Annotated in this window: 19 protein-coding genes; 13 read left to right on the forward strand and 6 right to left on the reverse strand. The window is 71.0% G+C overall.

Annotation, left to right across the window (positions count from 1 at the left end; genetic code table 11):
* Positions 1–13 precede the first annotated feature (13 nt).
* The 3 genes from ACJ8AN_RS36195 (at position 14) to ACJ8AN_RS36205 (ending at position 4,371) form a co-directional block, all read left to right on the forward strand.
* Positions 14–1,891: an ATP-binding protein gene (locus ACJ8AN_RS36195; RefSeq protein WP_407760145.1), complete on the forward strand. Its 1,878-nt coding sequence runs from the start codon at positions 14–16 to the stop codon at positions 1,889–1,891.
* A gap of 138 nt (positions 1,892–2,029) precedes the next feature.
* Positions 2,030–3,028, forward strand: a complete 999-nt coding sequence (locus tag ACJ8AN_RS36200; protein ID WP_407760146.1) for a hypothetical protein — start codon at positions 2,030–2,032, stop codon at positions 3,026–3,028.
* Between the two features lie 14 nt (positions 3,029–3,042).
* Complete coding sequence (locus tag ACJ8AN_RS36205; protein WP_407760147.1) at positions 3,043–4,371, forward strand: di-heme oxidoredictase family protein; 1,329 nt, start codon at positions 3,043–3,045, stop codon at positions 4,369–4,371.
* Between the two features lie 56 nt (positions 4,372–4,427).
* On the opposite strand, the gene ACJ8AN_RS36210 is transcribed toward ACJ8AN_RS36205, so the two are convergent.
* The 3 genes from ACJ8AN_RS36210 to ACJ8AN_RS36220 are packed head-to-tail and all read right to left on the reverse strand — an operon-like array spanning position 4,428 to position 7,721.
* The gene (locus ACJ8AN_RS36210) at positions 4,428–5,531 is read right to left on the reverse strand and encodes a tetratricopeptide repeat protein (RefSeq protein WP_407760148.1); all 1,104 of its coding nucleotides are present in this window, start codon (positions 5,529–5,531) and stop codon (positions 4,428–4,430) included.
* A gap of 21 nt (positions 5,532–5,552) precedes the next feature.
* The gene (locus ACJ8AN_RS36215; protein WP_407760149.1) at positions 5,553–5,948 is read right to left on the reverse strand and encodes a hypothetical protein; all 396 of its coding nucleotides are present in this window, start codon (positions 5,946–5,948) and stop codon (positions 5,553–5,555) included.
* A 3-nt stretch (positions 5,949–5,951) separates the two neighbouring features.
* The gene (locus ACJ8AN_RS36220) at positions 5,952–7,721 is read right to left on the reverse strand and encodes a M48 family metalloprotease (protein ID WP_407760150.1); all 1,770 of its coding nucleotides are present in this window, start codon (positions 7,719–7,721) and stop codon (positions 5,952–5,954) included.
* Between the two features lie 181 nt (positions 7,722–7,902).
* Between ACJ8AN_RS36220 and ACJ8AN_RS36225 the strand changes: the two genes are divergently transcribed.
* Positions 7,903–8,757, forward strand: a complete 855-nt coding sequence (locus ACJ8AN_RS36225; RefSeq protein ID WP_407760151.1) for an alpha/beta fold hydrolase — start codon at positions 7,903–7,905, stop codon at positions 8,755–8,757.
* An 85-nt stretch (positions 8,758–8,842) separates the two neighbouring features.
* On the opposite strand, the gene ACJ8AN_RS36230 is transcribed toward ACJ8AN_RS36225, so the two are convergent.
* Complete coding sequence (locus ACJ8AN_RS36230; RefSeq protein ID WP_407760152.1) at positions 8,843–9,358, reverse strand: DUF1993 family protein; 516 nt, start codon at positions 9,356–9,358, stop codon at positions 8,843–8,845.
* Between the two features lie 235 nt (positions 9,359–9,593).
* Between ACJ8AN_RS36230 and ACJ8AN_RS36235 the strand changes: the two genes are divergently transcribed.
* Positions 9,594–9,968, forward strand: coding sequence for a VOC family protein (locus tag ACJ8AN_RS36235; RefSeq protein ID WP_407760153.1), 375 nt, complete (start codon positions 9,594–9,596; stop codon positions 9,966–9,968).
* Positions 9,969–10,035: 67 nt separating this feature from the next.
* Here the strand turns inward: ACJ8AN_RS36235 and ACJ8AN_RS36240 are convergent, their stop codons facing one another.
* Both ACJ8AN_RS36240 and ACJ8AN_RS36245 read right to left on the reverse strand, forming a co-directional pair.
* Positions 10,036–12,417, reverse strand: a complete 2,382-nt coding sequence (locus tag ACJ8AN_RS36240) for a caspase family protein (RefSeq protein WP_407760154.1) — start codon at positions 12,415–12,417, stop codon at positions 10,036–10,038.
* On the reverse strand, positions 12,414–13,205 hold the full coding sequence (locus tag ACJ8AN_RS36245; protein WP_407760155.1) for an ActD-like protein: 792 nt from the start codon (positions 13,203–13,205) through the stop codon (positions 12,414–12,416). The genes ACJ8AN_RS36240 and ACJ8AN_RS36245 overlap by 4 nt, the downstream gene beginning before the upstream one ends.
* A 262-nt stretch (positions 13,206–13,467) precedes the next feature.
* Between ACJ8AN_RS36245 and ACJ8AN_RS36250 the strand changes: the two genes are divergently transcribed.
* The 8 genes from ACJ8AN_RS36250 to ACJ8AN_RS36285 form a co-directional block, all read left to right on the forward strand.
* Positions 13,468–14,121 (forward strand): B12-binding domain-containing protein, encoded by a 654-nt coding sequence (locus tag ACJ8AN_RS36250; RefSeq protein WP_407760156.1) that lies wholly within the window; start codon positions 13,468–13,470, stop codon positions 14,119–14,121.
* 2 nt (positions 14,122–14,123) lie between these two features.
* Positions 14,124–14,843, forward strand: coding sequence for a hypothetical protein (locus ACJ8AN_RS36255; RefSeq protein ID WP_407760157.1), 720 nt, complete (start codon positions 14,124–14,126; stop codon positions 14,841–14,843).
* The gene (locus ACJ8AN_RS36260) at positions 14,840–16,876 is read left to right on the forward strand and encodes an ATP-binding protein (RefSeq protein WP_407760158.1); all 2,037 of its coding nucleotides are present in this window, start codon (positions 14,840–14,842) and stop codon (positions 16,874–16,876) included. Before ACJ8AN_RS36255 ends, ACJ8AN_RS36260 begins: the two co-directional genes overlap by 4 nt.
* Positions 16,869–18,407: a response regulator gene (locus ACJ8AN_RS36265; protein WP_407760159.1), complete on the forward strand. Its 1,539-nt coding sequence runs from the start codon at positions 16,869–16,871 to the stop codon at positions 18,405–18,407. Before ACJ8AN_RS36260 ends, ACJ8AN_RS36265 begins: the two co-directional genes overlap by 8 nt.
* A 231-nt stretch (positions 18,408–18,638) precedes the next feature.
* Positions 18,639–20,315, forward strand: a complete 1,677-nt coding sequence (locus tag ACJ8AN_RS36270; protein WP_407760160.1) for a hypothetical protein — start codon at positions 18,639–18,641, stop codon at positions 20,313–20,315.
* Positions 20,316–20,327: 12 nt separating this feature from the next.
* On the forward strand, positions 20,328–20,957 hold the full coding sequence (locus ACJ8AN_RS36275) for a hypothetical protein (protein WP_407760161.1): 630 nt from the start codon (positions 20,328–20,330) through the stop codon (positions 20,955–20,957).
* Between the two features lie 341 nt (positions 20,958–21,298).
* A complete protein-coding gene (locus ACJ8AN_RS36280; protein WP_407760162.1) occupies positions 21,299–21,595 on the forward strand; it encodes a hypothetical protein in 297 nt (98 codons plus the stop codon).
* A gap of 81 nt (positions 21,596–21,676) precedes the next feature.
* A partial coding sequence (locus tag ACJ8AN_RS36285) for a cache domain-containing protein (RefSeq protein ID WP_407760163.1) occupies positions 21,677–22,288 on the forward strand: 612 nt, incomplete at its 3' end.

Below are 22,288 nucleotides of genomic sequence, written 5' to 3' on the forward strand. Positions count from 1 at the left end.
TAAGCTCGTCTCCATGAGAATCCGCTCCCGGCTGCTGCTGCTGCTCGTCGCCATCGCCGCGGTGCCCACGCTGGCCACGGGCCTGCTGGCCTGGCGGGGCGCGGAGCGGGCCCTGGCGCAGGCGGTGGCGGAACAGCACCGGCGCACCGCGCTCGCCGAGGCGGAGAACGCCGCCACCCACGTCCTCTCCCTCGCCACGGAGCTCGAGGGCGCGCTCCTGCACCAGGACCCCGGCACGCTCGGGCCCGCCGAGGCGCAGGAGTTCCTCACCCGCGTCTTCCTGCGCCGGGACAGAATCGCCCAGGTGGGCCTCTTCGACGCCCAGGCCCGCCTGACGGCCTCCGTCTTCGTGGACGACCCGGAGGCCTTCGCGCGGCAGGAGCCGCAATTCCGCCGCCACGACACCGTCGGCGCCGAGGAGGTGGCGGACTTCCACCACCGGGCCACGCAGCTGCTCTCCCAGGTGCCCGAGGGCCGCGCGTACGCCGTGTCCGCGCCCTACCTCACCGCCGTGCGCCAGCGGCCCGCCGTGGTGGTGGCGGCGCTCGCGCCCGGAGGACGGGGCGGGGGGCTCGCCGCCGAGCTGGGCCTGGAGGAGCTCTCCCAACGCCTGGCCTCCCGGGGCGAGCGCGACGAGCGCGTCTTCCTGCTGGATGGGCAGGCACGGCTGCTGCTGGACGGGGACGCGACGCACGCGCCCACCTCGGAGGACTTCTCCACGAAGCTGCCCGCCGCCCGGGGCGCGCGCCACCCGGGACTGGGGCACTACGAGGAGAACGGGCACGCGTGGCTGGCGGCCTACAGCCCGGTGCCGGAGCTGGGCTGGGTGGCGGTGGTGGCCCGCCCGCGCGAGGCCGCGCTCGCCCCGCTGCATGCGCTGACGCGGAGCACCTTCGAGGTGCTGGGCCTCACGCTGGTGTGCGTGCTGGTGCTGGCACCGCTGCTGGCCCGGGCCCTCGCCCGCCCCATCGCCCACCTGGCCGGGGGCGCACGCGCACTGGCCCGGGGCGAGCTCGGCCATCGGCTCACCCTCGAGCGCCGGGACGAGCTGGGGGACCTGGCGCGCGCCTTCAACGACATGGGGCACGCGCTGGAAGCGGCCCACCGCGAGCTGCTGGGCTTCAACGAGCAACTCGCCGCCCAGGTGGAGGAGCGCACCCGCGAGCTCAAACAAACCCAGGCGCAGCTCTCGCGCGGCCAACGCCTGGCGGCCATGGGAGACCTGGCGGCCGGCATGGCGCACGAGATGAACAACCCGCTCGCCGCCATCCTCGGCAACGTGCAGCTGATGCTGCTCGACCTGCCCGAGGATGACCCCTCGCGCCGGATGCTCTCCACCGTGCACCAGCAGGCGCAGCGCATCGCCACCATCGTGCGCGAGCTGCAGCTGCTCTCCGAGCGCCAGCAACCGGGACGCGCCCCGCTGGACCTCCACAAGATGTTGCATCGCCTGCTGGAGTCGCGCGGCGCGGAGCTGTCGCGCGACGGGGTGCGCGTGGACTGCCGCTTCCACCCCGGCGAGGTGAAGGTGCTCGGCGACACGCAGGCGCTGGGCGACGTCTTCGGCCGGCTGCTGGCCAATGCCCTCAATGCGCTGAGGGACAGGCCCGAGCGCACGCTCTCTCTCGCCACGCACGTGGTGGACGCTCAGCTGGTGCGGGTGGAGCTGCGGGACTCGGGCCGGGGCATTCCCCGCGAGCACCTCGAGCGCATCTTCAACCCCTTCTTCACCACCAAGCAGCAGTGGACGGGCAAGGGCCTGTCGCTGGCCATCTGCCACCGCGTCATCGAGGACCATGGCGGCTCCATCTCCCTGCACAGCGACGAGGGCGTGGGCACCACCGTCACGCTCGTGCTCCCCGCGGCGCCCGCGCAGGGCCCGCTCGTCTGAGCCCGGCCCTTGGCGTGACAATGAATGCATCCAGAGCCCCGGCGCCCGAGCGGGGCATGTGACTCGCCGCGCCTTGAAGCGCGTCAGACCCTCCTGTTAGGTCCTATGAAGTTTCAAGAACCCTAGAGGGGGGTCTGGATGTCCATCGTCGTCACCGCCGTCCGCGGTCTGTCCATCGTGGGAGCGCTCTGGGGAGTCCTGGCACTGGCCACCACGCCCGCGCCGCTCGTGCCCCGCACACCCACGGGCATCTCCACCATCGAGCAGCGCTACGTCTACGCGCCCCCCGACGAGGGCGGCTTCGAGATTCTGATGGTTACCGGCGGCGCGGCGCCCACCGAGGTCCTCCTCGAGGAGCCGGAGATGTGCCGGCCCGAGGCGAAGGCGAAGGCGCGCATCACGTACTCCAAGCGCCGCAACGAGGTGGTGCTGGAGGCGGAGTTCGACGGGTTGCCCTACCGCATGTCCTTCACGCGCCCGGTGGACGTCTCCACGCCCTACAACCGCTTCCCCCTCGAGGTGCACGACGGCAAGTGGCAGTTCTGGTTCGTGGGGCGGATGCTGAACTTCGACACCACGTTCTATTACGACGCCACCACGCTGCGGCTCATCGGCAGCGAGTACGACATCCCCGGCGGGCCGCCGCCCAATAGCATCCCGGTGCCCATCGCCACCATGCACATGACGAGCACGCCGCTCTTCGAGGGCAGGCCGGACGGCACGGCGAGCGCGCGCTTCGTGTTCCGCTACGATCAGATGCTCGATGAGCAGGGAAAGGGAGGCGTCTACTTCTCGTACGTGCCCTACAGCCTGTGCAAGCCGGACGAGTACGGGCCCTACTACACGAACGGCGGGCTGCCCGTGTCGCTGGCGATGAGCTTCGACCAGGTACTGCAGAGCATCTGGAGCGGGTACGGCATGGTGGTCGCCACCAGCCTGGAGCCGGACCCCAAGCCCGCGTACCTGCTGAGCCGGGACAACCCGATGATTGGCTGGAGCGGCGGGTACCCCAACGCCAAGCCCAGGGGCTACGAGACCAATCCCTTCAACGGCACGCTGTCCTTGAAGCAGACGTGCGCCACGCGCATCCAGCCGGGCTACACGCCGGCCTACTACAACCGCTGCGCCGCGCAGTGAGCGAGGACCCGACCATGAAGCTTCCGACTTCCTCGCGCTCCGCGCTGCTGTCCGCCGTCGTGCTCGCCCTGGCCACTCCGGCGCTCGCCCAGGAGGACACCTCCGAGGCGCTGCTCGCCCCGTCCCGCGTCACCGCGCCCGCGGGAGCCCCGCTGCCGGGGCTGACTCCGGACGAGCTGCTGAAGTTCCAGGAGGGCAAGGCGCTCTTCGAGCACGACTTCCTCCCCGCCGAGGGCCTGGGCCCCCTGTTCCGCGCGCAGGCGTGCGTCACGTGCCACATCTCGCCCGCGACGGGAGGCGGCCACCCGGACACGTCCGAGAACGTGACTCACTACACCCTCCGCAGCGGGGACCAGTTCTTCCAGGCGCTCGAGCTTGGCGGCCCGGTGCAGCAGCACAAGTCCATCAAACACCTGCCGGGCGGCTCGGCGTGCCAGCTCGAGCCGGATGTGATTCCGCTGAACCAGCCCGGGGTGGGCACGAGCTTGCGGCACACGCCGCCGGTGTTCGGCTTCGGGCTGCTGGACGCGGTGAGCGACGCGGACCTCCGCACCTGGGAGGGAGCGCAGAAGTGGAAGTCCCCGGGCGTCTTCGGTGTGGCCAACTGGGGCACGGAGCTGGAGGGCCTGGGGAAGCTGCGGGCCTTCAACCTGGACGGCGGGCGCGTGCAGCCCATTGGCGCGGCGCGCGTGGGGCGCTTCGGGTGGAAGGCGCAGGTGCCGACGCTCTTCCAGTTCACCAACGAGCCCTTCAACACCGAGCTGGGTGTCACCTCGCCCTTCTGGCCCCGGGAGAACACGCCGAACGGGGCGCAGCCGCCGCCCGAGTGCCGCATCAATCACCAGCCCAATGACGTGAACAGCCAGCTGTCGCTGTCGCTCTACTACTTCCAGGCCTTCCTGGCGGCACCGGAGCGAGGGCCCCTCACCCCCGAGGTGCTCCGGGGCGAGGCCGTCTTCCACAAGGCGGGCTGCGCCGACTGTCACCGGGAGGAGCTGAGGACGGTGAAGGACTACTACGCACCGTGGCCGGACGGGACGGTGCAGCGGGTGGAGGCGCTGAGTGACAAGACGCTGAAGCCCTACAGCGACCTGCTCACGCACGACATGGGGCCGGGGCTGGAGGACGTGCGGCCGATGGGGAGGTCGTCGGGGAGGATGTGGCGCACGACACCGCTGTGGGGCCTGCGGCACAAGCAGCGCTACCTGCACGACGGCTCGGCGGACACCGTGGAGGACTCCATCCTCATGCACGGGGGCGAGGGCCAGTGGTCGCGCGACGCGTACGTGAGACTGTCGGCCGAGGAGAAGCGCCAGCTCCAGGCGTTCCTGGACAGCCTGTAGACGAAACACCCCCGAGGGTCCGCGTCCCGAGGAGAACAGAGACGCGGACCCGCCGCTCAGCGATTCGCCTCGCACGCGCGCGAGTGCCCCAACTCACATGCCCGGGCCCTCAGCACCCGGGCCCGCTCGGGGGGTACCCGCTCGGCGAGCGCGAGACAATCCACACCACTGCCCGCGCGGCAGCTCTCGTCGAGCAGCGACTCGGCCCGGGACTCGAGCGACGCGGCCCCCGCGGAATCCACGGGAAGGCCCTCGGCGCCCTGGCGCAGCAGCCCGGCGCCTCGCAGACACGAAGAGGCCTCTCCCCCCTCACACGCCTTGCGCAGGAAGCCGAGCGCCCGCGCCGGGTTCGCGGGGCCGCCCTGCCCCAATGCGAGGGCCTGTCCGAGCTCGGCGCACGCGGAGGGCTCACCGGCCTCGCACGAGGCGCGGTAGTGCTCGGCCACCTGGCCATAGAGGGCGAGCGCACGGGCCCTGTCCGGCTCCACGCCCCGGCCCGTCAGGTAGCGCAGCGCGAGCGCGGAGCACCCCCCGGGCACTCCGGCGTCACAGGCCCGCCGCAGGGACACGAGCGCGCGCGAGTCATCCCGCACGGGCACGGGCCCGGCCTCGAAGAGGGAAGCGGCCCGGACACGCGCGGCCCCCACTCCGGACTGGCACGAGGCGGAGAGGAGCTCCAGCCCCCGGCGCAGCCGCGCTTCTCCTTCACGGGCCTCCACGGTGCCGCCCCGGCCCTCCAGGAGCAGGGAGCCCGCGGAGACACACGCCTCGGCATCGTCGAGCGCGCAGGCGGCCTCGAGCAACGGACGCGCGCGGCGGAAGGCGTCCTCCGCCTCGGGCCCCTGGGACACCCAGCCCAGCCCGGCACACCCGAGCCCATCGCGAGCCTCACAGGCCTGACGGTAGAGCCGCGCGGCGCGGGGCACATCCCTCGCGATGCCCGAGCCATGGCGCACCCCATCCGCCGACAGCGTGCACGCGCGGGCACCACCGGAGGAGCACGCCGCGAGACACGCGCGCCACCCCGAGCAGGGCGGCACGGAGGCATGGACGGGCGCGGGCGGCGGCGTGACGGAAGCGACGGAAGCGGAGGGAGCGGAGGCACACGCCGCGAGACACAGCAGCGCGAGGGACGCGAGGAGCGGGCGCGAGGAGAGCATGCGCTCGCACCCTAACGCGACTCACTCCCCGCGCTGCTGGCGCTCGTGGAGGACCTCGACGTAGTCGTGCAGGTCGCGGAAGAGGTCGCTGTCGTAGAGCAGGGAGCTTCCGGCCGAGACGTGCTCCTCCAGGGCGAACAGGGACGAGGTGAGGGCGCGCCAGCCCTCGAGCAGCTCGGCGTAGCGGTGCTGCTCGAGCAGGGAGCGGAACTGGCGTACGGCGGGGACGTCCGCGTGGCGGCTCATGGAGCCCCAGTTCATCGCGCGGGAGAGAATCTCCTCCGAGCCGAGCAGCCGCAGCTGCTCCTTGTGGCGCCGGCTGGCCGCCTTCTCGCGGCGCCAGAAGAAGACAGCGAGGGCGACCCATCCCACGAGGAACAGGCCGCCCAACAATCCCAACAGCGAGAAGAGGCGCATGGCCTACGACGCGAGCGCGAGCACGCCGATGACCAGGCCCACCAGCAGCACCACCACGCCGCCCGCCCGGCCCCACAGGCCGGTCCAGGAGGAGATGTCCTCACCCGCCTCGGTGCGGACGCGCTTCAGGTCGACCTGCTGGGACACGCCGCGGCGGAACCAACCCACCACGTGCACGCGCTGCTGGCTCAGCTTGCCCACGCGCCGCGCGGCGAACCACCAGTTGCCCAGCGGCCCGAACGGCGACTCGTAGTTGAGCCGGATGAGACCTCCGCCGTTGTCCTCCAGCGTCATGTCCTCGTCGAGCTTGTTGCCCGCGTCGGAGCGGCCCACCACCGTGCCCTCGAGCATCACCGGCCGGCCCTTGAGGGGCGAGGCGTACGGGTCGCTCATCAGCTCCAGCACCGTCGAGGCCTGGGCCTCGCCCGTGGCGCCGAAGCTGTAGAAGCCCTTGAGGGTCATTCCCAGGCCAATGCCAAACACGGTCAGCGCGAGCAGCGCACCACTGAGCCCCGCGTGGCCCAGGATGAGGCTCGCCAGGGCGGCCAGCGGGAAGAGCACGCCGAGCAACTGCGGCGCGAAGTACACGGCCAGCTCCAGGAAGAAGGTGCCGTACATGCGCTGCATGTCCAGCTCGCGGCCGTACATGTCCACCTTGTCGAGCGACAGCAGCGGACGCTGGCCCTGGTGCGAGGCCTGCTCGCCGAGCGCGCGGATGCGCTTGCCCGTCAGCGGGTGGGTGGAGCTCAGCTCGTTCACCGTGGCCCACGGGTTGTACAGGTCGAAGAGCATCACCTTCTCGATGCGCCGCACGCCCTCGAGCGAGACGGCGACGCTCGAGGAGGCGGCGTCCAGGTCCGGCATGGGGAGCGCCACGGCCGCCGAGCCCTGGGCGGCGTAGGCGGGGGCGGGGGTGGCCGGCGCGCTGTTGGCGACGTGGAAGGCGAAGCCCGTGCTGGCGGCGGACTTGGGGTCCGCGATGCCCAGGGCGCGCGTGCCCCCGAGGAACTTCTCCGTGAAGGGCGTCTTCTCCAGCCGGGAGATGCCGTAGGCGATCTTCACCAGCGCCAGGGATAGGGCGTTGGGGTTGCCCGTCTCCTCGGCGGCGAACTCGTCCGCGTAATACTCGCGGGTGCGCGACAGGTACATGAGCAGGTACTGGGACACCCACCAGAACAGCAGCGCCACGAGCGCCAGCGGCATGGCGGGCCGCGAGTTGTTCTTGCCGCGGATGTTCTTGGCCACCACGTAGAGGGTCCACAGGATGTTGAGCAGCGTGGCCGCCAGCGTCATCACGATGAAGTCGCGGTGGATGATGTGGCCCAGCTCGTGGCCGTAGACGGCCTTCAGCTCCTCGTCATCCAGGTAGTGCAGCAGGCCCCGGGTGGTGACGAGGCGCGCGTTGTTGCCATGGCTGCCGTAGCAGTAGGCCTGCGGCGTCAGGTCGTCGATGAACTTGAGGCGCGGCGTGCGGATGCCGTGCTTCTGGCACACGCGCTCGACGAAGTCCGCCACGGCGGGGCGCTCGGCGCGCAGCTCATCGAGCGTCATGTTCTTGGCCGAGTACAGCCAGCGCTGCGACAGGTCCATGATCCACGGGGAGACGAGCCAGGAGAGGAAGGCCCAAGCCACCGTGAACCCGGTGGCCAGCAGCAGGGCCATCGGGGCCGAGTCCTGCCGCGAGGCGAGAGCGGCGGCGACGAACGTCGTGAAGACGAAGCCGCCCATGAACATCAGCGTGACGAAGGACGCGAGTAGAGTCTTGCCTCTCAACGGGTACCCCCCTGGGTGTGAGGAACGGCCGGCGTGGAATGGGCCGGCCTGGCGCATGGCCGGACGGCAGCATAGCGCAGACCTCCTGGCCCCCGTCACGAGGGAGGGCTCGGCGGAGGACCCCTGGCCGGGGAGGGCCACCCCTGATCCCCGCACCCGGGCGGATGACTACCTTCCCCCCATGAGCTTCTCGACGCGGATGATTCAGGGAGCGGCTGGCCGGCTGGCCGTTACCATGGCGGGCAGGGGTGGGCTCCCCGTCCTCTTCGTGCACGGCAGCAGCGGCAACCGGACGCAGTGGGCGGCGCAGCAGGCGCACCTGGCGCGGCGCAGTGTGTCCTTCGACCTGCGGGGCATGGGCGAGTCGGACCTGGACGCCTCGGGCCGCTACCACTTCCGGGACTTCGCGGACGACGTGGGCGCGGTGGCGGACGCGCTGGGCCTCGAGCGCTTCGTGCTGGTGGGGCACAGCTTCGGCTGCGCGGTGGTGCTCGAGTACGCGACACGGCACCCCGGACGGGTGGCGGGGCTGGTGCTCGGTGACCCGGGCCCGAGCCCCAGGGGACAGCCTCCCGAGGTGCTCGACGCCATGCGCGAGCGGATGAGTCCGGAGAACTATGAGTCGGCGCGGCTCGAGGTGTTCGAGCCGATGCTGCGCGGAGCGAGGCCCCAGACACGCCAGGCGGTGCTCGACTCGCTGTTCGCGACGCCGCGCGAGGTGGCGGTCTCCGCGATGTGGAGCCTGCTCGACTACGCGCCGGAGGAATTGCTCTCGCGCTACCCAGGCGCCGTGCTGAGCCTCTCGGCGGAATCGACGCTCGACTGGCTCGGGGACACCGCCCTGCACCGGCGCGTGCGGAGCATTCGGGTGGAGGTGCTCCAGAATGTGAGCCATTGGCTCATGATGGATGCCCCCGAGGCCTTCAACACCGCGCTGGACGACTTCCTCGCCGAGGTGGAAACCCGCCTGGAGTTGGAAGACGCCCTGCCTCCGGGACTCACCACGGATGCGAGCGGGGCCCTGACCACCGGCTGAGGGCTCAGCCCGCGAGATACTTCGCCAGCGGCTCCCAGTCGTGCGACTTCCAGCCCGCCTCCTCCTTTGGGGACACCGCCAACGCTTATCCGGTGATGACCTGGCCGATGAAGTCGCGCTTGCCAAGGTCCAGGCCGTTATGGCGCAACAGGGCGTAGGCCGTGGTGACGTGGAAGAAGAAGTTGAGCTGCGCGAAGTGCAGCAGGTAGGCCTGCCCCTTGAAGGCCACCTCACGGGGGCCCATCTTCAACTGAATGGTGCGCTCCTCGCTCCCCTCCAGTTGCTCTGGCTTCACCGTCTTCAGGAAGGCCAGCGTCTTGTCGATGCGTGCCTTGAGCTCGGGAAAGGTGGTGTCGTTGTCCTGAACGCCGATCTCTTGGAGTCCCGCCAGCCGCGCTACGGTGTTGTGCGCCGCGAAGGCCGCCATTTTGATCTGGAACGAGAACGGCTGCATGTCGGGCTTCAGCCGGGACTGGATGAGCGCGGAGGGCTCGATCTTCTTCGCCTCGGCGTACGCCGACGCCTTGTCGAGGATCGCCGACAGACTCTCCAGCACATGGGAGAAGACAGGGACGGACGCCTGATACATCGATATCGTCATGGGGAGCTCTCCAAGCGGGCCTGCGCTCCACTCCATACGCGCGGACCGGACACCGCGCAACGAGGCGTATGAGGTGGAGAGACCGCGCGCGGGCCGTCACGCCGGACCAGGCCGGGTTCACAGCCGTTTGTATGCTAGGGTCGGCGGAGAACGCCACGTCGCGCGTTTCTCTCCTCCCGAGCTCTCGATGCGTCCACCCAGTCGACTCACGGTCAGGCCTCAGCCGCTGATTGCGGTGAAGGATGTGAAGGCCAGCAGCGCGTGGTACCAGACGCTGCTGCAGTTGCACGGGGGCGACCCGGACCATCCCCACCGGCTCTTCTATGACCGCCTGTGGAGTGGAGAGACCCTCGTCCTCCAACTGCATCTCTGGGATGCCGAGGAGCACCCCAATTTGATGGGCGCCGATCGGGCACCGCACGGCCATGGCGTCCTTCTTTGGTTCGAGATCGACGACTTCGATGCCGCCGTCGAACGCGTGAGACGTCTGGGCGCGCGGGTGATTGAAGAGCCGCACGTCAACCCCGCTCCGCAACACCGGGAGATCTGGCTCGAGGACCTGGACGGCTATGTCGTCGTTCTCGCCAGTCCTGATGGCGAGGCAAGCTGAACGCCTCGAGCCCTCGCGCGCTCGGCTACTTCGCGAGCGCCAGCGGCGACGTCCCTGAAAGCACGGGTCAAATCCTCACGCCGAGCTGCACGCCGGGCCAGTACTGCATCGCGCCCTGCGTGGTGGCCCGCTCGCGCACCGGCAGGGTGGTGAGCTTGAAGCGGTCCTCCTCGCGCCAGGCGAAGTAGACGTTGTAGGTGGGCCCGCCGAAGAGGGCGAAGCGCTCGAAGAGCTGCACCCCGAGCATCAGCCGCCCCTGCGCCAACAGGTTGGCGCTGCCGCCGAACGGGTCCCTCACGCGATTCACCGCGCTGCCCACCACGTCCCCGTCCAGCCACATCCGCTCGCCCCACACCGGCAGGTGCAGCCCCAGCCCCAGGCCCAGGCTGAAGCGTTGCAACCGGTCATCCGGGCCAATCCCTCCCAAGAGCGTCGTGTACATGTACTTGCCGCCGAACTTCACGCCGAGGTTGGTGAGCTGGATATCGCTCGACCAGGCCTCCACGTGGAATTGGCCCTTCTTCTCGAAGGTGAGCAGCCCGAGCGGCAGGCCCTTCACCTCCTCGGAGACGTTCACCAGGCCCACCTGCATGCCCGTCACCACGTGCGCCACGTTGATGAGGCCGAACTGCAGGCCCGTCACGTCGCCGCCCACGTTGAGCAGGGACACCTGCAGGCCCGTCACGTCGCTCGCGCGGTTGAAGCCCAGCGCCCCCTGCACGCCCCGCACCGAGCCGCCCGCCACGTTGCCGCCCATGGCCCCCTGGAGGCCCGCGACATCGCCTCGCGTCACGTTGAGGCCCGTGGAGCCCTGGATGCCCGAGAGGCTCCCCGCCGTCACGTTGCCGCCCACCGCCAGCTGCACGCCCCACACCGAGCCCGCCGCCACGTTGGCGCCCATCGCGAGCTGCCCCACCTTCACGTCCCCGCCCGCCACGTTCCCCCCCATCGCCACTTGCAGCCCTTCCATGCCTCCGCTGGTGACGTTGCCGCCCAGCGAGGCCAGCAGCCCGCTCCCCTCCCCGCGCACCACGTTGGTGCCCAGCGACAACAGCAGGCCGTGCGCCTCCTCGTCGTACCAGTTGGCCAGCAGCGACACCGCCGCGCCCCGCACCGCCGCGCCCCCGTTCACCCCGCCGAACGCGAACTGGTTCTCCACCACCTGCCCCGGCGCCCGCATCGCATTCGTGCTCAGCGGCGGAATCAGCCCCACCGACAGCGGCACCAGCACCCGCTCGCGCCGCCCACCCACCGCGACCGCCGACACTGACGGCGCCCCCAGCGGAGCCCTCATGGCCTCGACGCCTGGCGCCCCCGCCAGTGCCGCCACCGCCAGCTCATCGGCCGAGGCCAGCAACTCGGGCCCGGCGGCCTCGGACTCCACTCCCTCGGGCCCACCGCCGCGCGACACCGTGGCCTCCAGCGCGAGCGCCCGGAAGTCCGCGGGCACCAGCGGCGTGCGCTGTCCCTCCACCAGCGAGAAGGCCGCCTCCGAGGCCCCGCTCTCCAGCTCGCGCCGCACGTGGTAGCGCCCGGGCGCCAGTCCCAGCTCCGTGGGCCGGCCCGGCTGCTTCTGCAGCTCCACCACCAGCGTGCCCGCCTCGTCGCGCACGAAGAGCCGGCCCTCCAGCGCGTCGGTGAGGTAGAGCCCCGCCGACGTGGCCCGCAGGTCCGTCATCACCAAGTCGCCCGAGCCCGCCAATTCAATGTCATACGCGGGGTGCTGCGCGCCGCCGCGCGTCTTCTCGGTGCGGGCCAGCGTCTCGTGGAAGGCGAACTGGTAGGCCTCGTTGAGGGTGACGCGCCCATCGTGCGTGGCGTCCGCCGCGCCGCGTAGCCCCGAGAGCAGGTGGTGGGTGAAGTACGAGCCGCCCAGCCTGTCGCTCTCCTGCGAGGCCTCGTCCTCACTGGAGGACGTGAGGATGGCGTGGCCGCGCACCTTGTTGCCCGTGTCCACGAGGAAGGCGGGCCGGCGGGTGCCGCCCTTGGTGCGCGCGAAGGCGCCCGAGGCGCAGCTGTCCAGCACGGCGATGCGCACGTCCGCGGGCAGCGCGTTGAGGGCGCGGCGCAGCTCGCCGTAGTCCAGGCGCTCGCCCTTGAGGAGCAGACCCTCCTCGTCCGAGTGCCCCGAGTAGTAGAGCAGCACCTCCACGCGCGAGGCCCCGGAAGCGCGGGCCGCCTCGGTGCGCTGGCGCAATTCCCCGAGCGCCCCCATCAGCTCCGCGCGCCCCGCGTCCACCAGCAGGCGCCTGTCATTGGCCGCCACGCCCCCCAGCTCGCCGAGCACCTTGTCGAAGGACTTCGCGTCCGACACGGCGTAGCGCAGACGCACGCGCTCGGGGCCGCCATCGTTGACGCCCACGAGGAGCGCGAGCCGCCGCACCGTGCCCGTCTGCGCCAGGGCGGGCGCGGCGAGCAGGAGGCCGAGGAGGACGAACGTGGCTCTCATGGCGAGGACTTCTCCAGCGTGAAGGACGTCTGCGTGTACCGCGAAGGCAGGGGCAGTGGCGAGGTGCGAGCCTGGGGCCTGGCGGCGAGCGAGCGGGCGGCGGCGAGCACCTCCTCCAGGGCGAAGGGGGCCTCCGCGGTGACGAGGAAGAAGCGCTCGAAGCCGGGGGCGTCGTCCAGGGCGTAGGCGCCGGGCAGCGCGTGGGTGCCCGAGGGCGCGAGCGGCACCGAGGTGGCACCCGCCTCGGGGGCATGCAGCGTCACGGTGCCGCGCCCGTCCACCGAGAGGATGACGCCGTGGGCCCGCCCCGCGGCCACGTACGCCAGTTGCACCACGTCCCCGGGGGCCGCGAGCGCTCCGTCCACGAGCGCCTCGGCGGCCTCGGCGTGCTGGCGGTGCACGGTGAGGTGGGGCGAGAGGCCCTTCACGCGCGTCACCTCGCCCTCCGGCGCCACGCCCACCGGCGTCTCCACCCGGGGCCGCGCCACGAGGACGAGGGCCGCGGCCGCGAGCGCCGGAACGAGGGCGAAGGCGGGAAGAAAGCGCCGGGCCGCACGCTCCCCCCGCGCGCGCCGGACGCGCAGTCGCGAAGCCACCTCGCGAGCCACTCCGGCCGACGGGTGCCGCGCGAGGGTGGCGGCGGTGTCGGCCTCGAGCGCGGCGAGCCGGGCCGCGCCGTCCGGCTCCTGGAGGAGGCGGGTCCGAGCCGAGGCGAGCTCCGCGGCGGGCAGCTCACCCAGGGCGATGCGCTCGAGAAGCCAGTGGGGGATGCGAGAGGGGAAACGCATGAGGCCTCCTACGCGGAAGGGAACACCGGCCCCGCGCCGGACTGTCACCGCCCATTCCCGCACCCGGTCGTTTTTACCGGCTGCCCCTTCTTTCGTCCCTGCGCGCCCGGACTCCGAGTGGGGATTCACACCCGCCGGGCCTACTCCGGCCCGATGCGGTGTTGAGTTCACATGGCGCTCCCAGGCTTCCACTTCTATGGAGAGGACGACCCGGATAGCCTGCCCACCCGCGCCGCCCCCCCAGCGCCTTGCCCGCTTCCCCGTGAACACAGACACCCTCGTCGCGCTCCGCGACTCGTACCTCTCCGCCCAGCTCGCGGGTAACCGCCGCGAGGCCCTCCGCCTCCTCGTGGACGAGGGCCTGCTGCGCGGCGTTCCCGTTCCCTCCCTGCACCTGGAGGTCATCCAGAAGGCGCAGTGGGAGATCGGCCGGCTGTGGCAGGAGAACCACATCTCGGTGGCGCAGGAGCACCTGGCCACGGCCATCTCCCAGCTCGCCCTCTCGCACCTCTACCGGCACCTGCAGAGAGACCCGCCCAACGGACGCACGGTGCTGCTCTCGTGCGTGGAGGGGGAGCTGCACGAGCTGGGGGCGCGCATGGCCAGCGACTTCCTGGAGATGGCGGGCTTCGACGTGCGCTTCCTCGGGGCCAACGTGCCCACCGAACACCTGGTGCGCGAGGTGGTGGGGACGAGGCCTGATTTGCTGGCGCTCTCGGTCACCATGACGTACCACGTGCCCGCGTTGCGCAAGGCGGTGGTGGCGGTGCGCGAGACGTTGCCGCTGCTGCCCATGGTCGTAGGGGGGTTGGCCTTCACCTGGATGCCCGGGCTGGAGGCGGATCTGGGAGTCCCCTTCTTCGGCAAGGACGCGCGCGAGCTGGTGGCGGCGGCCTGCAGGATGTTCGAGGTCTAGGCATGCGGTCCCTGGCGAGAGAGGTGGAGGGCCGCACCCAGCGCCTGGCCGAGGCGTCCGTCGCGCACCTCTACGACGATCCCTTCTGGTTCGCCCGCTATGGCGAGGAGCGGGCGCGGCGCTTCGGCGGCGAGGACGCCGTCTTCCACGTGCGCTACCTGGTGCAGGCGCTGGACGCGAAGGACGCGGGCGTGATGGAGCGCTACGCGCGCTGGCTGCAGGGGCTGCTGGTGCCGCGAGGCATGAGCTCGCGCCACATCGCCGCGCACTTCCAGGGGCTGTACGACGCGCTGGTGCGCGAGGGCCTCACCCAGCCGCCCCTGGCGCTCGAGTACCTGCGCGCGGCCGAGGCCGCCCTGCAATGGCCCGACGAGCCCGCGCGCGCCGTGCACGCCCTCCAGAGCGAGCTGGTGCGCGAGGCCCTGCGCGAGCTGTCCGAGCGCGAGGGCGCCCCCACGCCTGGGCAGGAAATCCGACTGAAAGACGAGTTGCTGTTGCAACTGTCCTACTTGATGGACGCGCTGGGGGCGAAGCGGCCGGGGCTCTTCCCGGAGCAGGCGCGCTGGTACGCGGGCTTCTGGCCGAAGCGCGACTCGCGGTACAGCTACCGCGGGCTGCTGCGGGCGCTGGAAGCGGCCCTGGCGCGCAACCCCTCCGTGTCGGAGCTGCCCCGCGTGACGGTGGCCACAGGGCTCACCGCCCTGGAAAAGGAGCAGTCATGACGACGCCCGTACCGGCGTCCCTGTGGCACTTCCTGAGCCGCGAGGTGGCGCTGGTATGCGATGCGTCTGGCACGCTCACCTGGGCGGATGACCGGGCGGGGCGGATGCTGGAGGCGGTACCGGGGCAGGCGCTGCGAGCGCTGGCGGCCCAGGGCACCGAGGACAAGGTGGACCGGCTCATCGCCCTGGCGCGCGACGAGCGGGTGGAGCGCTGGGAGGTCATCCTGTGCGTGGGCGGCATACCGCGCACCTTCGCCTTCCGGGGCGCCCCGCTCGAGGGGAGCGTGGCCCTGGTGGGCAGCCTCGTGCCCGCGGACTACGCCGAGTCGCTCTCGCAGGTGAGCGAGACGATGAGCGAGCTGGCCGCCATGCACCGCGAGGCGGAGCGTCACCAGCGCGAGCTCAAGCGCCGCGCGGACGAGCTCCTGCGCCTCAACCGCGAGCTGGAGGAGTCCAACCGCGGCGTGATCACCCTGCACGCCGAGCTGGACGAGAAGACGGAGAGCCTGGTGCGCGCGGCGGAAATCAAGAGCCGCGTGGTGGCCAACGTGAGCCACGAGTTCCGCACGCCCCTGCACTCCATCCTCGGCCTGGCCCGGCTGCTGCTCAACCCCGCCAACGGCCCCCTCTCCAGCGAGCAGCAGAAGCAGGTGCAGTTCGTGCGCACCTCGGCCGAGGCGCTCTTCGAGCTGGTGAACGACCTGCTCGACCTGTCCAAGATGGAGTCCGGCAAGACGACGCTGCGGCCCACGCGCTTTGGCGCCCCGGACATCCTGGGAGCGCTGCGCGGGATGATGCGGCCGCTGGTGACGGCGGACTCGCAGGTGGAGCTGCGCTTCGAGGAGCCGCCGGCGGACCTCTCGCTGGAGACGGACGAGGCCAAGGTGAGCCAGGTGCTGCGCAACCTGGTGTCCAACGCGCTGAAGTTCACCGAGAAGGGCGAGGTGGTGGTGTCCGCCGGGCACGGCCCCGAGGGCACGGTGTGCTTCCGGGTGCGCGACACGGGCATCGGCATCCCCCCGGAGCACCACGAGCGCATCTTCGAGGAGTTCACCCAGGTGGAGAGCCCGCTTCAGAAGAAGGTGAAGGGCACGGGCCTGGGGCTGGCACTGTCGCGGCGGCTGGCGGAGTTCCTCGGCGGCGGCCTCACGGTGCACAGCGTGCCGGGCCGGGGCTCCACCTTCACGTTCTCCCTTCCCCGGGTGCACCCCGAGGTGCGGGAGATGGTGGACCTCAGCGCGCGCAGCCAGCACCTGGAGCCGGGCCGCGCGCCGGTGCTGGTGCTCGAGGACGACCGGCAGACGCTCTTCCTCTACGAGAAGTACCTGTCGCGCTCGGGCTTCCAGGTGCTGCCGGTGCGCACGGTGGACGAGGCGCGGCGCACCCTGCAGCGGGTGCGTCCGGCCGCGGTGGTGATGGACGTCATGCTGGAAGGCGAGACGAGCTGGAGCTTCCTCTCCGAGCTCAAGACGAACGAGGCCACGCGCGACATCCCCATCATGGTGGTGACGCTCATGGACCGCGAGCAGAAGGCGCGCGCCCTGGGCGCCGACGAGTTCTGGCTCAAGCCGGTGGCCGAGGATCAGCTCTTGCGCAAGCTCGCCTCCATGGCGCGCGCCGGCCCGGTGCAGAAGCTGCTCATCATCGACGACGACGACGTGCACCGCTACCTGCTGCGCCAGCTGCTCCGGGACACGCCCTACGTGCTGGAGGAGGCGGCCAACGGGCCCGACGGCCTCCGCCTGGCGCGCGACACGGCGCCGGACCTCATCTTCCTGGACTTCGTCCTGCCGGACATGACGGCCTTCGACGTGCTGGACGCGCTCAAGGCGGATCCGCGCACGCGCGACATCCCCGTCATCCTCCACACCTCGCGCCAGCTCCAGGACGAGGAGCGCCAGCGCCTGGCGAAGGAGACCGCGACCATCCTGGCCAAGCACACGCTCAGCCGCGAGGTCGCCATCACCCGCATCCGCGACGCCCTGCACAAGACGGGCATTGGCACCGACAAGGTGGAGGGCCGCCGTGGCTGAGCTCACCGTTTCCGCGACCATCCTCAACGTCAACGACGACGAGGCCACGCGCTACCTCACCACGCGCACGCTGAAGCTGGCGGGCTACCAGGTGCTGGAGGCCTCCACGGGCCACGAGGCGCTGCGGCTGGCCGAGCAGGCGCGGCCCGACGTGGTGGTGCTCGACGTGAAGCTGCCGGACCTCAACGGCTACGAGGTCTGCAAGCGATTGCGCGCCCGGCCGGAGACGGCCTCCATCGCGGTGATGCACACCTCGGCCACCTACGTGACGCCGGACAAGAAGGTGCGCGGCCTGGAGGGCGGCGCGGACGCCTACCTCACCGAGCCCTTCGAGCGCGAGGAGCTCATCGCCACGGTGCGCTCGCTCCTGCGCATGCGCCGCGCCGAGCAGGAGCTGCGCCGCCGTGCCGAGCAGCTCACGGAAGCGGACCGGCGCAAGGACTTGTTCCTGGCGATGCTCGCCCACGAGCTGCGCAACCCCCTGGCCGCCATCACCACCGCGGTGGGCATCCTCGAGCGCCGCGCGTCGGTGGACCCCAAGGACGGGAAGATGGTGGCCATCATCCAGCGCCAGACGAACCACCTGGCGCGGCTGGTGGATGACCTGCTGGACGTGAGCCGGCTCACGCGCGGCAAGGTGAGCCTGCGCCAGGGGCGGGTGGACGTGCGGGGCGTGGTGGAGCAGGTGCTGACGGCGCTGCGTCCGCAGGCGCAGAGCCGCGGGCTGAAGCTGGAGTCGCGCCTGACGCCGCTGCCGCTGTGGATGGAGGCGGACACGACACGGCTGGAGCAGGTCTTCACCAACCTGCTGGACAACGCGATGAAGTACACGGACGCGGACGGATCCATCTGGGTGCGCGTGGAGCCCCACCCGGCGGACGACGGCCGGCCGGGGGCGGTGGTGCGGGTGAAGGACACGGGCATCGGCATCCGGGCGGAGGTGCTGCCCTCGGTGTTCGACCTGTTCGCGCAGGCGGACGAGTCGCTGGAGCGCGCGCGCGGGGGCCTGGGGATTGGCCTGACGCTGGTGCGCAACCTGGTGGAGATGCACGAGGGCCGGGTGGAGGCGCACAGCGACGGCCCGGGCCGGGGCAGCGAGTTCGTGGTGTGGCTGCCGCTGCTGCCGCAGGTGCCCGAGTCCGAGCAGGACGTGGTGCTGCCGGAGCTGGTGAAGCGGCGGCGGCACATCCTGCTGGTGGAGGACAACGCGGACGCGCGGCAGGCGCTCCAGGTGCTGCTGGAGACGTGGGGCCACAAGGTGGAGGTGGCGGCGGACGGGCTGCGCGGGCTGGAGCTGGCGGTGCAGCGCACGCCGGAGCTGGCGCTGGTGGACCTCGGGCTGCCGGGGCTCGACGGCTACCGCGTGGCCGAGCAGCTGCGGGCGAGGATGGGCCACGGCATCCGGCTGGTGGCGCTCACGGGCCACGACGGCTCGGAGGACCCGGGCCGCGCGCGCCAGGCGGGCTTCGACCTGCACCTCGTCAAGCCGGTGAAGCCAGACGAGCTCAGCCGCCTCCTGTCGGAGCTGTGAGCCCGGGGCCCCGAGCGAGGAGCCCCGCGCCACTTACTGCTCGAGCAATTGCGGGGGCGCCGACTACGCGCTGAAGAAGGGTACGTAGCACCTGCCCTGGTGCTCGTGCACTCTCGCGTTGCCTGATGGGTCCCCTGATGGCGGGCCTACCTGACGTTTGGGCCCCCCCGAGCGATTCCTGTACATTTTCGAAATCCCGTTTTCGTTCCGGCTGGCCGCTGGAGGTGCGTCGTGCCCCCCTGCCTTCCCCGCGTACGCCTCTTCTGGGCACGGTGGCGCCATCCGCTGGGCGCCTGGGTGCTGCTCTTCTTCTTCACCCAGGCGGCCTGTGCCACGAGGGCTCCGTGGGGCAGCCTCACGGCGGGCTACCGCTACGCCTCACTCACGCCGCCACCGGCGCCCCGGGAGCGCACGGGGGAGCCGGGCCTCGGGGCGGCCACCATGTACGAGGTGGGCTTCGTGGAGCCCCAGGGGGTCGCCACCCGGCCAGTGCCCATCCGCACGGCGGAGTTCCAGCGGTCCTTCCAACGACTCAGCCAGGACGTGCGCCTGGGACGCCGCACGCCACGCCAGGCCGCGATGGAGCTGCTGCGTCTGAGCCAGCGGCAGGCGCCGGTGGTGGAGACGGTGGAGAGCGCGGGCGAGTGGAACCTGGAGACGTACGCGGGCCGGGGCTACACGCTGGTGCCCGAGCGACAGACGGGCCCGGTAGTCCTCACCCCCGAGGCGGAGGAAACGCTCGAGCAGCAATACCTGCACTGGTGCGAGCCCCAGGGCGGGAGCGACTGTCTGGGTTTGCTGGACGATGGGCCCTCCCTGCGCACGGATGATCGGCGCACCTTTGCCCTGGCCCTGGCCTTTGGCCGGGTGCTGGAGGAGACGCAGGCAGCGCTGGGCCGCCAGCTCAACGCACAGGCGCTCGTGTCCATGGTCGTCTGGACGGTGGCCTTGTACTGCATGCTGTGGGTGGTACCCGAGCCGACGACGAAGCTGGTGGCCGCCAGCCTGACAGTCATTCTGATGAGCTGGCTGGGATTGGAGACGGTGTATGGATTGATGGACGGCTGGGCCCGCCTGGTGATTGCGGCCGGAGAGGCCACCACCTTCGAGGAGCTGCGCACGGCGGGCGAGGAGTTTGGCCGGGTGCTGGGCGATGACGCGGCGCGCGCCATGATTCTGGCCGTCTCAACACTGGCCGGGCGTACGTTGGGCGAGGTGGCGGCGAAGGTGAAGTCGCTGCCGGGTTTCCGCCTCGCCGAGCTGCAGTGGGAGGCGCAGGGTGGAGCCGCGGCGCTGGCGCCCGAGGTGGTGGAGGAGACGGCCCTGGCGCAGGAGCCAGCGTTGGCCCGGGCGGTGGCGGCGGCGGAGACGGTGGCGACATCTCCCCAGGGCCCCCTGGCCGTGGTGATGCTCAAGAAGACGGGCGGTGCAACGGCACAGGCTCCGGGAGGCCGCACGGCCCGCACCGTCCTCCGCCACCGGGGCGGCAACCAGCAGGTGGAGCTCAGCGACCACCAGCGCTGGCATCTGCGCCGGGGCCAATCGCTCGCGGACATCCCCGCCGAGGACAAGGTCGGGGACACGCTCCAGGAGGCCGTCACCCGGGCCGCTGAGGAGTGGGGGCCCGATAGGCTCTCGAAGCAGGAGACGGAAGCCATCCAGAAGGCTCTGGATGAGGGCGAGTATTGGCTGGCGCGCCTGTTGGAGCGCGAGGCCCGGGGGCGCTTCGTGCAACAAAGGGTGAGCCAACAATTCAAGCATCTCTACGACTTCAACCTGAACAAGGGCGTCGACGTGATTGACCCGGCAACCGGCTACAAGTACGAGATTCTCTCCGGAACGGAGTCGAACCTGGCACGTCATGGTCGGCGCATGGCGGGCGAGTTCTTCCGCATGCTCACCTTCTGAAAGGACCGACGGATGCTCGCCAAGAAGGTCTTCTACGAAGACCAGCAACTCGAAAACGAGCGGCTGGAGCTGACGGACAAGGGCTCCATGTACTTCCTGGGCCACAACCTGACACTGAAGAACTGCACCCTCGTGCTGAAGGTGCCCGCCCGGCAGTTGTTCATCCACGGTGTCCGCTTCATCGACTGCACCTTCGAGGTGAAGCAGGAGCTGAAGAACTACCAGCAATGGATAGGTGCTTCGCTCAAGGGCTGCCGGTTCAAGGGGCGGCTGTGGGGATGCGATTTCGGCTACTGGCCCGAGTACGGCAGCGACCCGGAGTACCAACTGGGCTCCATCGAGGACTGCGACTTCACCGAGGCCCGTCTGGATGGCTGCCGCATCATGGGGTGTGACCCCGCCACCCTTCGCTTTCCCAGGTGGCCCTGCTTCACCATCCTGGACCCCATCCGCAGAAGCCGCGAGCTCAACAGCGTCCAGTGGCCGGGAGGCTTTCGCCCAGTCTATGTGGAGGGGCGCTACAGGGATCCTCCCTCCACGAGGGCCGTCACGTTCTACGCCCCGACCGTCGCCAAACGCCGCGAGACCACCGAGGAAGAACTCCGGGCCGTCATCGAGCAGTTCGACGGCATCGTCTATTGAGGCAGGCGAGATTCTCTCCGGCACGGAGCCGAACCTGGCGCGGCATGGCCGGCGCATGGCGGACGAGCTCTTCCGGATGCTCACCTGCACCGGGAAATCCTGTGGCGCCTCGCGGGAGGGGGAGTGCCCGGTGCCCACGCCAGGTGCTCGCCCTGCACCGCCGCCCCACCCCCGCCGCCGCCCGCCCCACCCTGGCGGCCCGGGTGAGTGCCACCGGCCGGACAGCCGCTTCGCCTGTTCGGCGACGAGATCGTGAATTCCCCGGTCAGGCCCCTTCGCACCGCGCCGCGCCATGGACACATCAGAGGCCGCGGAAGCGCGATCAGCGCGGGGGTGTGGTCGTGAAGGCGACGATGGTCAGTCTGGTGGTGGCGGGCATGCTCACCGGGGCACCGGTGGGAGTGGTGGCGTCGCTCTCCAGCGAGAAGGCACGGCCGGGGGCCCTGTGCGAGCCGGGCGCGAGGGACTGCGGGGCGCCGGAGCGGCACCTGGACGACGCCACGCCCCAGGCCTCGGGCTCGGACCACCACCCGTGCGACTGGGTGGAGACGTGCCAGCTGCCCTGCGCCCGCGAGGGCGGCGAGTGTTGCCACGCCGAGTGGAACTGCCCGCCCGACGCCACCCTGCCCCGGTGCTGAGCCCGCGGCCAGCCGGGGGAATGCACGTGCGGAGCGTGGGTTCCTGAACATCCGCCCGGGTTTGACCTAGGCTGGGCGGTGATGGCGTTCGGGTTTGGACGACGGCGCAGCCTGCTGACGAAGTTCTACGTGGCACTGCTGATCGCCGTGCTGCCGCTGCTCTTGTTGCAGCAGTGGTACGTGTTGCCGGCCATCCGCCAGCAATTGCGCGAGGACCGCATCCGCGCGGTGCGCCAGCTGGTGGAGGCGGGCCATGGAATCCTCGAGTCCTACGAGGCGCGGGTGCGCGCGGGCGAGCTCACCCCCGAGCAGGCGCACCAGGCGGCCGCGAAGCTGCTGGAGGGCCTGCGCTACTCCCGGAGCGAGTACTACTGGCTCAACGACCTGGACACGCGCCTGGTGATGCACCCCTACCTGCCGGGGCGCATCGGCGAGGACATGAAGGGGTACCAGGACGCGACGGGCAAGCGGGTGTTCGTGGACATTGTCGAGCTGGCGCGCCAGCGGGGCGAGGGCGCGGTGGAGTACCTGGCCACGCGCCCGCACGCGCCCGAGCCCATTCCGAAGGTGTCCTACGTGAAGCTCTTCGCGCCCTGGGGCTGGGTGCTGGGCACGGGCGTGTACGTGGAGGACATCGAGGAGGAGGTGGCGGCGGTGCAGCGCAAGCTGTGGGTGGCGCTGCTGGCGGGGGTG

This window comes from Archangium sp., assembly GCF_045802675.1.
Taxonomy (GTDB): Bacteria; Myxococcota; Myxococcia; order Myxococcales; family Myxococcaceae; genus Archangium.

Bases quoted from the DNA above. Each gene is read 5' to 3' on its own strand.
- ACJ8AN_RS36255 (WP_407760157.1), top strand. From the start codon at position 14,124: ATGCGGTCCCTGGCGAGAGAGGTGGAGGGCCGCACCCAGCGCCTGGCC.
- ACJ8AN_RS36245 (WP_407760155.1), bottom strand. From the start codon at position 13,205: ATGCGTTTCCCCTCTCGCATCCCCCACTGGCTTCTCGAGCGCATCGCC.
- ACJ8AN_RS36230 (WP_407760152.1), bottom strand. From the start codon at position 9,358: ATGACGATATCGATGTATCAGGCGTCCGTCCCTGTCTTCTCCCATGTG.
- ACJ8AN_RS36210 (WP_407760148.1), bottom strand. From the start codon at position 5,531: ATGCTCTCCTCGCGCCCGCTCCTCGCGTCCCTCGCGCTGCTGTGTCTC.
- ACJ8AN_RS36225 (WP_407760151.1), top strand. From the start codon at position 7,903: ATGAGCTTCTCGACGCGGATGATTCAGGGAGCGGCTGGCCGGCTGGCC.
- ACJ8AN_RS36240 (WP_407760154.1), bottom strand. From the start codon at position 12,417: ATGAGAGCCACGTTCGTCCTCCTCGGCCTCCTGCTCGCCGCGCCCGCC.
- ACJ8AN_RS36200 (WP_407760146.1), top strand. From the start codon at position 2,030: ATGTCCATCGTCGTCACCGCCGTCCGCGGTCTGTCCATCGTGGGAGCG.
- ACJ8AN_RS36195 (WP_407760145.1), top strand. From the start codon at position 14: ATGAGAATCCGCTCCCGGCTGCTGCTGCTGCTCGTCGCCATCGCCGCG.
- ACJ8AN_RS36275 (WP_407760161.1), top strand. From the start codon at position 20,328: ATGCTCGCCAAGAAGGTCTTCTACGAAGACCAGCAACTCGAAAACGAG.
- ACJ8AN_RS36260 (WP_407760158.1), top strand. From the start codon at position 14,840: ATGACGACGCCCGTACCGGCGTCCCTGTGGCACTTCCTGAGCCGCGAG.
- ACJ8AN_RS36205 (WP_407760147.1), top strand. From the start codon at position 3,043: ATGAAGCTTCCGACTTCCTCGCGCTCCGCGCTGCTGTCCGCCGTCGTG.
- ACJ8AN_RS36215 (WP_407760149.1), bottom strand. From the start codon at position 5,948: ATGCGCCTCTTCTCGCTGTTGGGATTGTTGGGCGGCCTGTTCCTCGTG.